Here is a 14,540-nt window from a genome sequence, read left to right as displayed (position 1 = left end):
CTTTTAAAGGGCTATGTCGCTATTATATATAAGGTGTCGAAACGGACCATGGGTTTGTATGGGCGTTTAAAGCAACTTTCAAAAGAAGGGTTTTGCTTTTGGAAGCTTTGGTGGCAACGGGCAGAAGTAATGTAAGAATTACAAGTCGGGCGTATTAGATCCTGTGCTTGGCTAATGATGTCGACAACAGGGGTTGGAAAAAGGGTAAAAAATCCCCCGAATAGGTTAAAACAAGGGGGTTCTAGGTCAGCTTCCTATTGTAATGTAATGGAAAAGAGCAATGCCAAGCGATGAAAAAAGGTTTATATGGCCTTTTTCAGTTTGTTGGTAGTTGCATTCAGTTCATACACCTTACCGGATTTAGGGGTAAAGATGTATGTTGTCGGTTTGGTTGTCTTGGCCGATTTTTTGTTAACGCTAAGTACTAATAAAAGTCCGTTAACCAACAAAAGACCTGCCAATAAAAGAAAAAAGGAAATCATGGATTGAAACTTATATTCCTACAACGCAAAAATACGTACTTTCTTATAAGTTGGGCTAAAAAAACAGCCTTTGTTGTGTAAATGGTCTAAATTGTTGTAAAAACGGACTGCTTATTCCCTTAAGAAGGTTTTTAAGAAGAATAAAAGTATGATAAACAGCACAAAACCAATACCTACCCACTTAACGCCTTTGTAGTTTTTTCGATGCAGACCGCTATCTTTTCTATAGGTCCAAATTATGATGCCGGCAAAGGCAAGGGCAAAAGAAATGGCAAAAACGATTTGTCCGGTACTGAACATATGTGCTTATTTTTTGTAAAATTACGGCGAATAAATAAGAACATTAGAACATTACAACTATGAAAAATAAACTGGCTGCCGTGCAAGAATTTCACGAAGCCTTCGGTTTAGGGGTGTCAACCGAAATGAAGTCAGATTTAGGGAAGGCGAAGAACACCTTACGGTTTAACCTAATGGCCGAGGAAAATGAAGAATATCTCGAGGCTGCTTCGAAAAATGATTTGGTAGAAGTGGCCGATGCCTTGGGAGATATGTTGTATATATTATGTGGTACCATCTTAGAGCATGGACTACAACATAAGATAGAAGAGGTTTTTGAAGATATACAACGAAGTAATATGAGTAAGTTGGGAGCAGACGGTAAGCCCATTTACCGAGAAGACGGTAAAGTGCTCAAAGGGCCAGGCTACTTTAAACCCAATATCGCCAAGGTGTTGGGGATTGAATAACGCGGTTGAGTAAAAACAAGAACAACAATGAAAAAAGGCCGTCTATAAAGTACAGACGGCCTTTTTTATGCTGTATTATTGTCTTACTTCACTTCAACACGCCAGCCAAAGGGGTCTTCGGACTTATTGTATTGAATATCGGTCATACGCTTCTTAAGTCGATTGGCGTAACTGTCATTTAACTCGGGTAAATCATAATCCGTACCACGGAAGCCAAAAGCGTTGATAGGCGATACCACTGCGGCGGTACCGGCCCCGAACATTTCTTTAAGGCTACCATTTTCTGCAGCTTCAATAATTTCTTTTACACTGATCTTTCGAACTTCGGTAGCAATACCTTCCGCCTTGGCGATATCCAAGATACTCTTACGGGTAATTCCATCTAAGATACGGTCACTTGTGGGGCAGGTAAGCAGGGTGTCGTTGATGCGTACAAAGACGTTCATGGCACCGGCCTCTTCGATATACTCGTGAGAGGTGTCGTCGGTCCAAATTACCTGTTGGTAGCCTTCGTCTACGGCCAATTGGGTAGGGTAGAACTGACCGGCATAATTTCCGCCTGCTTTGGCAAAACCGACCCCGCCATTGGCCGAGCGCGAATAACGTTCTTCGATCTTAACCTTTACCTTCCCGGCAAAGTACGAGCCGGAAGGTGCCAAAACGATGGCAAAGGTATATTCGTCGGCAGGGGAGGCGTGTAGCCCGGATCCAGAGGCAAAGCCAAAAGGTCTAATATACATAGAGCTTCCGGGTGTGGTGGGAATCCAATCGCTATCCAGTTTCAACAATTCGTTGAGTCCGTTCATAAATACCTCTTCCGGTACGGCGGGCATGGCCAAACGCTCTGAAGAGATATTAAAACGTTTATAATTCTCTTCAGGCCTAAACAAAAATACCTTTCCATTTTCATCCTTATAAGCCTTCATGCCCTCGAAAATAGACTGTCCGTAATGGAAAACCTTAGCGGTAGGGTCTAGTGAAAGTGGTCCAAAGGGTTGTATTTTAGGAGTTTGCCAAGCACCATTTTTGTATTCGCATACCAGCATATGGTCACTGTACACTTTTCCGAACGGAAGGTTGTCAAAATCGACCTGGGCAATCTTACTATTTGCCGTTTTCTCAATAATCAAATCTTTGGATGCTGTCTCCATAATCTTGCTTTTAACACGATAAAAGTACATAATAATAGATATAGCCCCAGTTGTTTTTTTGAGTAAAAGCAGAGAGTTTCGTTCCTTTGTTTAAATATTAAGGATTATGAAAGTTTTTAACGTTTTGGCTGCGGCCTTTGTATTGATTGTTGCCTGTAAAGAGGCTCCTAAAACCGATAAAAATGCCGATTCGATCCATGAGGAGGCAACTAAAGTGGTTACTTATAACGCTTTTGGTGAGGCTTTTGAGCAGGACAACCCGCTTTTGGCCGGTGCCATGGGAACCCAATATCAAAATATTCAAGGGTCCGATTCTTTAAAAACCCAGTTTACGGCCAAGGTTAAAGAAGTATGTAGTAAAAAAGGCTGTTGGATGCGTTTGGAACTTGCCGATGGACAAGAGGCCATGGTACGCTTTAAGGATTACGGCTTTTTCATGCCCAAAAATATTGCCGGAAGTACGGTAGTGGTAAATGGTAAGGCCTTTGTTACCACTCAGTCCATTGAAGAATTACGCCATTATGCCGAAGACGCCGGTAAGTCGGAAGAAGAAATCGCTGCCATTACCGAACCTAAAACTTCTTATGGGTTCTTGGCCGACGGTGTCTTATTGGAGGTGGCCCAAGGGGAATAAGCTTCCTTTTTGGGTTGGATATAAATAAAGGTTGGCCTATGAAATATGTGTGGATTATAGTGTTCGCTTTGGTAATTTGGGGCTGTAAGGAAAAAAGTGTCCAGACCAAACCAAAAATCGTGGTGGTGGCCCCTGATACTTCGCTCTTAGATTTGCACGAGCCCTCGGAAATGGCGGTGGCTATGAACGATTTTTACGCCTTCGATGCCGAAGTAAGAAAAAAGATTTTGGAAGGAGAGCCGTTGGGTGAATTCCCAGAGGAATGGTTTTCAAGAATCCATACGGCTACACTTACCGATACCGATAAACGGACGCAAGAATTTGAGGTTTTTGCCGATTTGTTCGTACAGGCCCATCGCGATATTTACGATACGAGTTTAGATACCCCATTAACGGCAAGGTACAATACCGCGGTAGATCTTTGTATTTCTTGTCATAAAAACTCCTGTCCCGGGCCTATTTCTAGAATTGAAAAACTTCGCATTACACCGTGAAAAGAAAAGTAGTCACTACCGCCGATGGGTCTACCACCATCCATCTGGAAGACTGGAATGAGCAATACCACTCTAAACATGGGGCCATTCAAGAGGCATATCATGTTTTTATTAAGTATGGGCTCGATTTTCTAGGTAAACAGGAAAAAGTACGCATTCTAGAAATCGGCTTTGGCACGGGGCTAAATGCCTTGATTACTTATAAAGTGGCTTCCAATAAAAAACAAACCGTTTCCTATACTGGGGTTGAGGCTTATCCTGTACCCTCTGAAGAAGTGGCCCAGTTGAATTATATTGACCAACTACAAAGCCCGGAACTGGATTCGGTTTTTCAACGAATGCATGAAATGCCTTGGGAAATGCCGTTGGCCGTATCCGAGAGTTTTGAATTGCATAAACGCCAGCAAGATTTTAAGGAAATCGATGATGTGGCTGCCTTTGATTTGGTGTATTTCGATGCCTTCGGTGCCCGGGTACAACCCGAGTTATGGACGGAGGCAATCTTTGATCGAATGTTTACATCCCTTGTTTCAGGTGGAGTTTTGGTAACCTATGCCGCAAAAGGTAGTGTGCGGCGGGCCATGCAAGCCAGTGGATTCGAAGTGGAACGCTTACCGGGCCCGCCGGGCAAACGCGAAATGTTACGGGCCGTAAAGCCAAAAAAATAAGGTATTGTCGGTTGTTAAAGCTTTTGTAAACCCCAATGTTTCACCCATTTCTTTCCGTAATTTTAGCTTAAGATGAAAGTATTGATCACAGGTGCTACAGGTTTGGTAGGGCGTGCATTGGTTTCGCAGGCCTTGGCTCATGGTGTGTCCGTACATTTTCTCAGTACGCGTAAAACCCAATTAGATAGTATGTCTGGGGCAAAAGGCTTTTTTTGGAACCCGGCCCAGGGCGTAATCAATACGACCTGCTTTGAGGGGGTCGATGCGATTATTAACCTAGCCGGGGCTTCGGTGGCCCAACGTTGGACCAAAGCGGCCAAAACCGATATACTTAAAAGTAGGTTGGATAGTCTTTCCGTTTTATATAAAGGATTAAGCGAAATAAAATCCCATCAGGTAAAACAACTGGTTTCGGCTTCGGCCATTGGTATTTACAAAGATTCCAAAACGGGCTATTATGACGAGACCATGCTCGAATTCGATTCCGGTTTTTTAGGTGAGGTCGTGGCCCAATGGGAGGCCCAGGCTGATGCGTTTGACACTTTAGGTGTTGGTGTAGCCAAAATTCGGATAGGTTTGGTATTGAGCCAAGAAGGTGGGGCTTTGCCTAAAATGATGGCCCCGGTACAATGGCATATGGGAGCGGCCTTTGGTTCGGGTAATCAATGGCAATCGTGGATCCATTTCCAAGATTTGGTCGGTATCTTTTTATTCGTGCTCCAAAACGCCTTGACCGGGGTATACAATGCCGTTTCCCCAAACCCCGTAATCCAAAGAAAATTTATGGCGGAACTGGCCCGGGTAATGGATAAAAAACATTGGCTTCCACCAGTGCCAAAAATGGTATTGGGGGTTATGCTTGGCGAAATGGCCCAAATGCTATTGTCTAGCCAACGGGTAAGTTCCAAAAAAATCGAATCTGAGGGCTATCATTTTAAGCATCCGAACCTAAACGGGGCCCTAACCGATTTATTGGGGTAATCATAAATAGGGGTGTCAGTCTATTTCAAAATTCCAATTGATAATCCTTTCCAAAACAACTGGTGTTTTCCTTCGGGTAACTTCCTATATTTGCCGACGTTATTTGCGTGTGACATTTTGACACGGGCTGTAAAATGGCATTCGATTTGCAATTCCAAAAGCAGTCTAATTATATAGATTCCATGAGTAAAAAAGATACGAAGAAAGCAAAAGAAGAAATCCTTGATCAGGAGGTAAATGCTGAAGCACAGGCCGAAGAAACCCAAGAAACCCAAGAGGAGCAAGGGGAAGAGCTAAGTGTCGAAGAAAAACTTCAAGAAGAATTGGGTAAGGAAAAAGATAAGTTCCTACGCTTATTTGCCGAATTCGAAAACTATAAAAAACGAACCAGTAAAGAGCGCATGGAGCTTTTCAAAACTGCGGGACAGGAGGTAATGGTGTCATTATTGCCGGTTCTTGACGATTTTGACAGGGCTTTGACTGAGCTCGATAAATTGGAGGACAAAGAAATGTTCAAGGGGGTCGAGTTGATTCATAATAAATTTCGAGAGGTGTTAAAGTCGAAAGGCTTGGCCGTTATGGAAGTAAATGCTGGCGATACCTTTGATGCTGAACAACACGATGCCATTACCCAAATACCGGCACCGTCCGAAGATTTGAAGGGTAAGATCGTAGATACGGTAGAAAAAGGGTATACCCTAGGTGAAAAGATCGTACGACACCCCAAGGTGGTAGTGGGCAATTAACCCTGTAAAGCAAAACGATTTGAAAGAAGATTTTTACGACATATTAGGGGTTGGTAAAGGGGCCACTGCGGCAGAGATCAAAAAGGCCTACCGCAAAAAGGCAATACAATACCATCCCGATAAAAATCCGGGCGATTCCAAGGCCGAGGAAATGTTCAAGAAAGCTGCAGAGGCCTATGAGGTGTTGAGCGACCCGGATAAAAAGGCACGTTACGATCAATTTGGGCATGCCGCTTTTGAAGGCGGCGGTGCCGGAGGTTTCGGCGGCGGAGGTATGAACATGGACGACATTTTTAGTCAGTTCGGTGATATCTTCGGAGGCGGAGGTTTTAGTGGTTTCGGAGGTTTTGGAGGCTTTGGCGGCGGAGGCGGTGCCCGTGTAAAAGGGGGTAACCTTAGGATCCGTGTTAAGTTGAACCTTGAGGAAGTGGCCAACGGGGTCGAGAAGAAAATCAAGGTTAAAAAGAAGGTAAAGGCCGATGGTGTTACCTATAAAACCTGTACCACTTGTAACGGGTCGGGTCAGGTTACCAAAATTACCAATACCATTTTGGGTCGTATGCAAACCGCAGCTACCTGTGGTACTTGTCAGGGTGCCGGTCAAATGATCGATCATAGACCTGCGGGTGCCGATGCCCATGGGTTGGTGCATAAAGAAGAAACGGTATCTATCAAAATTCCGGCTGGGGTAGAAGATGGAATGCAGCTCAAGGTTTCGGGAAAAGGTCACGATGCCCCAGGGAATGGAATAAGCGGAGATCTTTTAGTCGTTATCGAAACCCAAGAACATCCGAATTTAAAGCGCGAAGGCGATAACCTGCACTACGATTTATATATCAGTTTCCCTGAGGCTGTTCTGGGGGCATCTAAAGAGATAGATGCCGTAGGTGGTAAAGTACGTATTAAATTAGAACCCGGCATACAATCTGGAAAGATCCTACGACTACGTGGCAAGGGAATTTCCAGCTTAAAAGGATATGGTAGCGGGGATCTATTGGTGCATATCAATGTATGGACACCCAAGGAATTGAGTAGGGAGCAGAAAGAGTTTTTCGAAAAGATGCAGGGGCAAGATAATTTTGAGCCTAGGCCTGAAAAATCCGATAAATCGTTCTTCGAGAAGGTCAAAGACATGTTCTCATAGTGCCAAATCCGGGATTAAAGAAAAAGAACTATATTTGAAACAATATTGGTTCGCCAATATTATTTTCTTTTTCATAGCAATTTTTTTCCCATCCTTAATTTTCCCTTAAGGGTGGGTTTTCTTTTTAAAACCGTTCGCAGGTTTTCCGAATCAACTATATTTATAAAAATTCAGTTTATGGGTAATATATTGGTGGCAGACGGACTTACCAAGAGGTTTGGCGACCATACCGCCTTAAACCAGGTGTCTTTAGAAATACCGAAAAATGCCATTTATGGTTTGTTGGGGCCAAACGGGGCTGGTAAAACCACCTTTATACGAATCATAAACCAAATAACCTACCCCGACCAAGGTCAAGTGTTTTTTGACGGGGAGCCCCTACAGCCACATCATATTGCCCAGATTGGGTATTTACCCGAAGAACGCGGTCTTTATAAAAGTATGAAGGTAGGGGAGCAGGCCCTGTATCTGGCCCAATTGAAGGGTTTGTCCAAAGCAGAGGCCAAAAGCCGTTTAAAGTATTGGTTCGAACGACTTGAAATAGGGGATTGGTGGCATAAAAAAGTGCAAGAGCTTTCTAAAGGAATGGCTCAAAAGATACAGTTTATCGTTACCGTTTTACATAAACCGAAACTCTTGATTTTTGATGAGCCCTTTAGTGGCTTCGATCCCATTAACGCCAATGTAATCAAAGACGAGATATTACAGCTAAAAGAAGATGGTACATCAATCATATTCTCAACCCATCGCATGGAATCCGTCGAAGAGCTGTGCGAGTACATCGCTTTGATCCATAAGTCGCATAAAATCTTGGATGGCAAATTGGCCGATATCAAAGAAACCTATAAACAGAACCTTTTTGATGTGGGCTTGGGCATTACATCCGGTACTGACAATCTGTTATCCGAAATGGGAAGCAAGGCCAAAATTATAACACACAAATTCGATAGGGGGCGTAACCAACTCGATTTTAGGGTGCAATTAAACTCCACCGAAACGGGCGATTTATTGGCCTATTTATCGGCCAAGGGTAACGTCAACGGATTTACTGAGGTGGTTCCTTCGGCAAACGAGATATTCATTCAAACAATAGCGGAACGCAATGAGTAAATTGGGCTTGATCATCAAACGCGAATATATGGCCAAGGTGCGCAACCGTTCCTTTGTGGTCATGACTTTTCTAAGTCCGCTGCTTATGGTAGGTATGATCGTATTGATTGCCTATTTGGCCAAGGTAAATGAAGGGGAGCAGCGTGTAATTACCATTTTGAACGAAAGCGGCTATTTCGAAGGTGATTTTAACAATACCGAGGCGCTTTCGTATATAGTGTTGGATCAAATGGATTTGGAAACGGCCAAAGACTCCACCTTGAACCTTGATTATTATGGTTTACTATATATCCCAAACCGTAATGGCGATATGGAGGAAAGTGCGGCCCAGGCGTATTTTTATACCAGGGAAAGCCCAAATACGGGTGTGCTTACCGGATTGGAGGCAAAATTTCAAAAGCGGTTACGCTTGGGACGTTTGCAAAAATTGGGCGTGTCCGAAGGTGATTTTGAGCATATAGAGGCCGATTTCGAATTGCAGACCGAAAGTTTTAGTGGCCATCAGAACCTTAAGGGTATCAATGAGATCAAAGCCATTATTGGAGGTATGTTCGGTTATTTAATCATGATGTTCATCATTATCTACGGTAGTTTTGTAATGCGCTCGGTAATCGAGGAGAAAACCAGCCGGATTATCGAAGTAATCATTTCGTCGGTAAAACCATTTCAATTGATGATGGGTAAAATCATTGGGACCTCTATGGCAGGTATTACCCAGTTTGTGATTTGGGTGGTCTCTGGTGGTGTTCTGTTGTTCGCTTCCTCATTAATTTTTGGCTTCGATCTTATGGAGCTTCAAGGGGGTGCGGGTATGGCAAGCCAAGCCATGGAGCTGCAAGGCATGGAAGGCTTTGATGAAAAAATTATGTTATACGGCGCGGAGATTTGGCAGCTGCCATGGGCCTTGATGCTAATTTCCTTCATTATCTATTTTGTACTTGGGTATTTTATTTACAGTTCCATTTATGCGGCTATTGGGGCGGCCGTAGATAATGAGACCGATACCCAGCAATTTATGTTGCCTGTAATCTTACCCTTGATGTTGGCCATTTATATTGGTTTTTTCTCGGTATTCAGTAATCCGCATGGACCCATTGCCGTAATCTTTTCGTTAATTCCCTTAACCTCACCCATAGTTATGTTAATGCGCTTACCGGCTGGTTTGGGTGAGGGTGGCGTAGCCTATTGGGAGTTCTTTACCTCAATATTCCTGTTGCTGGCCAGTTTCTTGGCCATTGTGTGGTTGGCTGCCAAAATATACAGGGTTGGTATCTTAATGTATGGTAAAAAACCAAGTTACCGTGAGTTGTATAAATGGTTACGTTATTAAAATACCTATTCTCAAAAAAAGCTAATTCATCATTTGGCCAAACCTGATTTGGCACCGTTTTTGGTTATCTTGTAGCCTATATAAATTACAAAGCATATGTCGAAAATTCTGGTCATTGAAGACGAAGCGGCTATCCGCAGGGTTTTGGTTAAAATTCTTTCTGAAGAAAGCGATTCCTATAAGGTGAATGAAGCCCAAGATGGGGTTGAAGGCCTGGAAATCTTAAAAAAGGAAGATTTTGACCTGGTACTATGCGATATTAAAATGCCAAAGATGGATGGTATCGAGGTGTTGGAGGCCGTGCGTAAGATTAAACCGGAAATTCCCTTTGTAATGATTTCGGGTCATGGCGATTTGGATACGGCTGTAAATACCATGCGAATGGGGGCCTTCGATTATATCTCAAAACCACCGGATTTGAACCGTTTGTTAACCACGGTGCGTAATGCCTTAGACCGAAAGGAACTGGTGGTCGAGAACAAGACCCTTAAAAAGAAGATCAGTAAAAACTACCGCATGATAGGCGAAAGTGCCGCCATTGAAACGGTAAAAGAGATTATAGATAAAGTTGCCCCGACCGACGCCCGTGTATTGATTACCGGGCCCAATGGAACCGGGAAAGAGTTAGTGGCCCACCAACTTCATGAAAAGAGCGAACGGGTAAAAGCCCCGTTCATAGAGGTAAACTGTGCCGCGATTCCCTCGGAATTGATCGAGTCGGAATTATTTGGGCATGTTAAAGGTGCCTTTACCTCGGCGGTAAAAGATCGGGCCGGAAAATTCGAGGCGGCCAATAAAGGAACCATCTTTTTAGATGAGATCGGCGATATGAGCCTATCGGCCCAGGCCAAAGTGCTTCGTGCCTTACAAGAAAGTAAAATTTCGAGGGTAGGGTCGGATAAAGATATTAAGGTAGATGTCCGGGTAATTGCCGCTACCAATAAAGATCTTAAAAAGGAAATAGCCGAGGGTAAATTTCGAGAGGATCTATACCACCGCTTGGCCGTTATCTTGGTAAAAGTACCGGCCTTGAACGACCGTCGCGACGATATTCCGTTATTGATTTCCCACTTTCTTAAAAAAATATCGGGAGAACAAGGCAGTGCCGAAAAAAGCATGACAGCTGGCGCGATTGCCAAACTTCAGGCATTCGACTGGACAGGTAATATTCGTGAACTACGTAACGTCGTAGAACGATTGATTATTCTTGGTGGAGCCGAGATAAGCGAATCCGATGTAGATCTTTTTGCCAGTAAATAGCATACAGTTAAAATCAGTCTTCCAGCTTTTCTAAATCGGCCAAGGCACTCCAAGCAATCTCCTTGGTCTTTAGGTGGTAGTATTTTTTAGCTTCGGAAAGGTTGGGCTTTAAAAGCTGTTGTTGGCAGTTCTCATAGATTTTTTTGACAAAGGCCTGGGCTTCCTTTTTAGGGACCGTATTCACAACCTTTTGCAAAGAATCCCTGAAATTATCTAAAGTACCCGCCACTTTTTCTTCCAATTGTTTGCCCTGGGGTTGTTTTCTAACCACTGGCTTGCCTAATGAATCTTGGGAACTGGCCGTGTTCATGGCTAATACTTTATCTGAATAGTGGGGGCCGTGGCTTTCGTGTTCTTGTAAAGATTTGGCACCAAAAGTCAGGGCTTCAAGCGCACGTTCCAGTAAAATTTTGGAACTATGAAGGTTAGAGGTACGGGTGGCATTCTTTAAAAGGCGGTCTCCTTCTTTAAATTGTTCCTGGGCGTAAACACAGTCACAAGACTTCATGTCCTCGTCCAATAATTGCACCGTGTTCATGGCCTTATAGGTGTGGTAACGGGCATTGTTAAGATCGTCGGCCTTAAGCGCCTTTTGGGTCTCTTGGATCACCAATTCTATTTTAGACTGGGCCACATCACAGGCTGGGTCTGTGGCAAAAGAAAAGGAAACACATGTGAACATGGCACATAAGGCCAGCGAAAGTGGTTTCATGGTTATAATAGGTTAAGTGTAATATTTAGGGCTAATTACACATTAAAGATAACGGCTTTTATGGCGGTTTCGGATAATTTTTCGATGAAATGCATATCGTAACTTGTTGTGATACAGTAGTTTTTTGGTCTGGAAACATCAAGGCGTCAAGTGTTTAACTAAATTAAAAAGTAAGATAAGGATTACAGACACAATATCGATAATCGGCAGGGAATTAAGGGATTGCCCATAAAAGCGCTTCAATAGATTACGGAAATGGTTATATTCATCCTATGGAAAAAATTGACATCGAAAAATATAAGGTTGGGGCCGATTTTAATATTGCGGCAACGCCAACCCACGACGATTTTGAACGTAGCAAAAAAGAGCTTAAAAAAGATTTAGAAAAAGTACGTGAAGATCTAGGCGATTTTCAAGATACGCTCTATGCCCATGGTAAATATGGGGTATTGGTTTGCCTGCAAGGAATGGATACCGCGGGCAAAGACAGCCTTATCCGAGAGGTTTTTAAAGATTTTAATGCGCGGGGTGTTGTGGTTCATAGTTTTAAGGCCCCTAGTAAACTCGAACACCGCCACGATTATCTCTGGCGCCACTATATTGCACTTCCAGAACGGGGTAAATTCAGTGTTTTTAACCGTACCCATTATGAAAATGTGTTGGTAACCCGAGTGCATCCAGAGTATTTGATATCCGAGAACCTCCCCAATTTCGATGATCCGGCCATGGCCGACGATACATTTTGGGAAAAGCGTTTCGAGCAGATCAATGCCTTCGAAAAACATATTTCCGAAAACGGAACCCTGATTTTCAAGTTTTTCCTGCACCTATCCAAAGACGAACAAAAACATCGGTTGTTAAGACGCTTGGAAAAAGAGACCAAGCATTGGAAATTCTCACCTGGCGATCTTAAGGAGCGTGCCCTGTGGGATAGTTATCAAACGTATTATGAAGATGCGATACGCAGAACTTCAAAAGATCATGCCCCATGGTATGCCATTCCATCTGATAATAAAGAAGGAGCGCGCTATATTGTGGCCTCTATTTTGTTAAAGGCGTTAAAGAAATACAAAGATATACGGGAACCCGAGCTCGATTCTGACATAAAACGTAATTTAGAGACCTATAAAAACCAATTGGAGAACGAATAAGATGCAAAAATGTGTGCTGGTCCTGTTGTTTGTGGGCCTTTTTGGGTTCGCCCAGACCAAAGACGAAAAGCAGATAAAGTCTATTTTCGATACCGCCTTGACCGAACCTCAAGGTTATGAATGGTTAAATTATCTCTCGAATCAGATCGGTGGCCGCCTTTCGGGCTCCGTTCAAGCCCAGCAAGCGGTAGATTATACCAAAAAAGAATTGGATAAATTAGGGCTAGACCGGGTTTGGCTGCAACCGGTAATGGTGCCCAAATGGGTACGGGGTGGTACTGAATTTGCCTTTTTTGAAACCAAGCCCGGCCATACGACCAATGTACCGATTTGTGCCTTGGGAGGATCTATTGCGACCCCACGGGGTGGTATAAAGGCTCCGGTAATCGAAGTAAACGGGATAGAGGAGTTGGCCCAACTGGGTGAAAGTAACATCAAAGGAAAGATCGTTTTCTACAACAAGCCAATGGATCCCACTCTGATCAGTACCTTTTCGGCCTATTCGGGTTGTGTAGATCAACGGTATTCTGGGGCTGCCGAGGCGGTTAAATATGGCGCAATTGGGGTAATCGTAAGATCTATGAATTTGAGGTTGGACGATTATCCGCATACCGGTTCCATGGCCTATGGCGATCTGGCTGTAGATCAACGTATTCCTGCGGCGGCTATAAGTACCAAAGCTGCCGAATTGCTTAGTACTACCTTGAAATTGAATCCGAATACCCTGTTCTTTTTTAATCAGAGTTGCCAGCAATTAGACGATGTAGAATCGTATAACGTAATCGGGGAGATTCGCGGTAGCACCTATCCGAATGAGATTATGACCGTTGGGGGGCATTTAGATTCTTGGGATTTAGGCGATGGTTCACACGACGATGGGGCCGGCTGTGTACAAAGTATGGAGGTGTTACGTCTTTTGGCAGCGACCGGCCATAAACCCAAGCGCACTATTCGCGTGGTACTTTTTATGAACGAAGAAAACGGTTTACGGGGAGGTAAGGCCTATGCCAAAATGGCCCAAGAGAAAAAAGAGAACCACGTTTTTGCCCTAGAGAGTGATGCGGGGGGCTTTACTCCAAGAGGGTTTTCCTTTGATTGTTCCGATGCCAATTTTGAAAAAGTACAGGCTTGGAAGAAATTGTTCGAACCTTATTTGATACATATGTTCGTTAAAGGAGGCTCAGGTGCTGATATTGGTCCATTAAAGCATCCGGATATGGTTTTGGCCGGTCTACGCCCCGATTCGCAACGATATTTTGACCATCACCATGCCGAGAATGATACCTTTGAACATGTAAACCAGCGCGAATTGCAATTAGGAGCGGCGACCATGGCATCTTTGGTCTATCTGTTTGATGAATATGGGGTGGTTCCGCCACGTAGCTTGAAAGACTAGCTGTGGAGGTTTGGGTCATCTAGTATTTCAGGGTATATTTGGGCATTGTTACTCCAACCAACGATATGACCCAGCAACAACTCGAGACCATTGAAGAATTTGCCGAAGTAATGCGCATTGAGGGCTATCAGCCTTTGGCTGGGCGCATTGTAGGTATGTTCTATGTGTCGGATCAGAAATATTTTACCTTCGATGAAATCGTCGAGACTTTAGGTTATACCAAAGGTTCAGTAAGTAAGGCTTTGAAATATGTCCAAGAAATAGGGGTGGTAGCCTTTGAATTGAAAAAAGATATTAAACGGCGAAGGTATTTTTATTTGAATGTAACCAATAGTATTGCTCATTACCACAATCTAATCCAGACCTTTAAACGCCAAATTGAGTTGCATCAAAGGTGTTTGGGCTTTAGAAATGGTGAAAATGAAGAACTCGATGGGTTCCTCAAGAATATGGCAGAAATGAATGCGAAGGTGCATAAGGTATTAGAGGCCGAGTTAAAGCAACGCTTCGATGTCCCCTAAGTTTTATTGGT

The 14,540-nt window shown here is 43.5% G+C and carries 17 protein-coding genes; 13 read left to right on the top strand and 4 right to left on the bottom strand.

Annotated elements, in window-relative coordinates; translation table 11 throughout:
* Positions 1-302 precede the first annotated feature (302 nt).
* Both B7P33_RS02850 and B7P33_RS02845 read right to left on the bottom strand, forming a co-directional pair.
* Positions 303-482 (bottom strand): hypothetical protein, encoded by a 180-nt coding sequence (locus B7P33_RS02850; protein WP_097440436.1) that lies wholly within the window; start codon positions 480-482, stop codon positions 303-305.
* Positions 483-593: 111 nt separating this feature from the next.
* Positions 594-782: a hypothetical protein gene (locus B7P33_RS02845; protein WP_097440435.1), complete on the bottom strand. Its 189-nt coding sequence runs from the start codon at positions 780-782 to the stop codon at positions 594-596.
* A gap of 59 nt (positions 783-841) precedes the next feature.
* Between B7P33_RS02845 and B7P33_RS02840 the strand changes: the two genes are divergently transcribed.
* Positions 842-1,231 carry a pyrophosphohydrolase domain-containing protein gene (locus tag B7P33_RS02840; RefSeq protein WP_097440434.1) on the top strand — a complete coding sequence of 130 codons (390 nt, stop codon included), beginning with the start codon at positions 842-844 and terminating at the stop codon, positions 1,229-1,231.
* Between the two features lie 83 nt (positions 1,232-1,314).
* Here the strand turns inward: B7P33_RS02840 and B7P33_RS02835 are convergent, their stop codons facing one another.
* The gene (locus B7P33_RS02835) at positions 1,315-2,382 is read right to left on the bottom strand and encodes a branched-chain amino acid aminotransferase (protein WP_097440770.1); all 1,068 of its coding nucleotides are present in this window, start codon (positions 2,380-2,382) and stop codon (positions 1,315-1,317) included.
* 106 nt (positions 2,383-2,488) lie between these two features.
* On the opposite strand from B7P33_RS02835, the gene B7P33_RS02830 reads away from it, so the two are divergent.
* The 9 genes from B7P33_RS02830 (at position 2,489) to B7P33_RS02790 (ending at position 10,749) form a co-directional block, all read left to right on the top strand.
* Positions 2,489-3,016 carry a DUF4920 domain-containing protein gene (locus B7P33_RS02830; RefSeq protein WP_097440433.1) on the top strand — a complete coding sequence of 176 codons (528 nt, stop codon included), beginning with the start codon at positions 2,489-2,491 and terminating at the stop codon, positions 3,014-3,016.
* Between the two features lie 38 nt (positions 3,017-3,054).
* Entirely contained in the window at positions 3,055-3,510 is a 456-nt protein-coding gene (locus B7P33_RS02825) for a hypothetical protein (RefSeq protein ID WP_097440432.1), read from the top strand.
* Complete coding sequence (gene mnmD / locus B7P33_RS02820) at positions 3,507-4,178, top strand: tRNA (5-methylaminomethyl-2-thiouridine)(34)-methyltransferase MnmC2 (protein WP_097440431.1); 672 nt, start codon at positions 3,507-3,509, stop codon at positions 4,176-4,178. The genes B7P33_RS02825 and mnmD overlap by 4 nt, the downstream gene beginning before the upstream one ends.
* Positions 4,179-4,250: 72 nt before the next feature.
* Complete coding sequence (locus B7P33_RS02815) at positions 4,251-5,159, top strand: TIGR01777 family oxidoreductase (protein WP_097440430.1); 909 nt, start codon at positions 4,251-4,253, stop codon at positions 5,157-5,159.
* Between the two features lie 182 nt (positions 5,160-5,341).
* Positions 5,342-5,905, top strand: a complete 564-nt coding sequence (locus B7P33_RS02810) for a nucleotide exchange factor GrpE (RefSeq protein ID WP_172435836.1) — start codon at positions 5,342-5,344, stop codon at positions 5,903-5,905.
* 19 nt (positions 5,906-5,924) lie between these two features.
* A complete protein-coding gene (gene dnaJ, locus B7P33_RS02805; protein ID WP_097440428.1) occupies positions 5,925-7,049 on the top strand; it encodes a molecular chaperone DnaJ in 1,125 nt (374 codons plus the stop codon).
* A gap of 177 nt (positions 7,050-7,226) precedes the next feature.
* Positions 7,227-8,159 carry an ABC transporter ATP-binding protein gene (locus B7P33_RS02800; RefSeq protein ID WP_097440769.1) on the top strand — a complete coding sequence of 311 codons (933 nt, stop codon included), beginning with the start codon at positions 7,227-7,229 and terminating at the stop codon, positions 8,157-8,159.
* The gene (locus B7P33_RS02795) at positions 8,152-9,489 is read left to right on the top strand and encodes an ABC transporter permease (RefSeq protein ID WP_097440427.1); all 1,338 of its coding nucleotides are present in this window, start codon (positions 8,152-8,154) and stop codon (positions 9,487-9,489) included. Before B7P33_RS02800 ends, B7P33_RS02795 begins: the two co-directional genes overlap by 8 nt.
* Positions 9,490-9,585: 96 nt before the next feature.
* Entirely contained in the window at positions 9,586-10,749 is a 1,164-nt protein-coding gene (locus B7P33_RS02790; protein WP_097440426.1) for a sigma-54-dependent transcriptional regulator, read from the top strand.
* Between the two features lie 13 nt (positions 10,750-10,762).
* Here B7P33_RS02790 and B7P33_RS02785 read toward each other — a convergent pair whose 3' ends face one another.
* Positions 10,763-11,461, bottom strand: a complete 699-nt coding sequence (locus B7P33_RS02785; RefSeq protein ID WP_097440425.1) for a hypothetical protein — start codon at positions 11,459-11,461, stop codon at positions 10,763-10,765.
* A 272-nt stretch (positions 11,462-11,733) separates the two neighbouring features.
* Here B7P33_RS02785 and B7P33_RS02780 point away from each other — a divergent pair, with 272 nt between their 5' ends.
* The 3 genes from B7P33_RS02780 (at position 11,734) to B7P33_RS02770 (ending at position 14,529) form a co-directional block, all read left to right on the top strand.
* Complete coding sequence (locus tag B7P33_RS02780; protein ID WP_097440424.1) at positions 11,734-12,612, top strand: PPK2 family polyphosphate kinase; 879 nt, start codon at positions 11,734-11,736, stop codon at positions 12,610-12,612.
* 1 nt (position 12,613) lies between these two features.
* A complete protein-coding gene (locus B7P33_RS02775) occupies positions 12,614-14,008 on the top strand; it encodes a M20/M25/M40 family metallo-hydrolase (protein WP_097440423.1) in 1,395 nt (464 codons plus the stop codon).
* 65 nt (positions 14,009-14,073) lie between these two features.
* The gene (locus tag B7P33_RS02770) at positions 14,074-14,529 is read left to right on the top strand and encodes a GbsR/MarR family transcriptional regulator (protein ID WP_097440422.1); all 456 of its coding nucleotides are present in this window, start codon (positions 14,074-14,076) and stop codon (positions 14,527-14,529) included.
* The last annotated feature ends 11 nt before the right edge of the window (positions 14,530-14,540 follow it).

Origin of the sequence: Sediminicola luteus (genome assembly GCF_002514735.1) — a bacterium.
In the GTDB taxonomy this organism is placed as follows: Bacteria; Bacteroidota; Bacteroidia; order Flavobacteriales; family Flavobacteriaceae; genus HQA918.
This window is presented reverse-complemented; position numbering and strand designations above follow the sequence as displayed.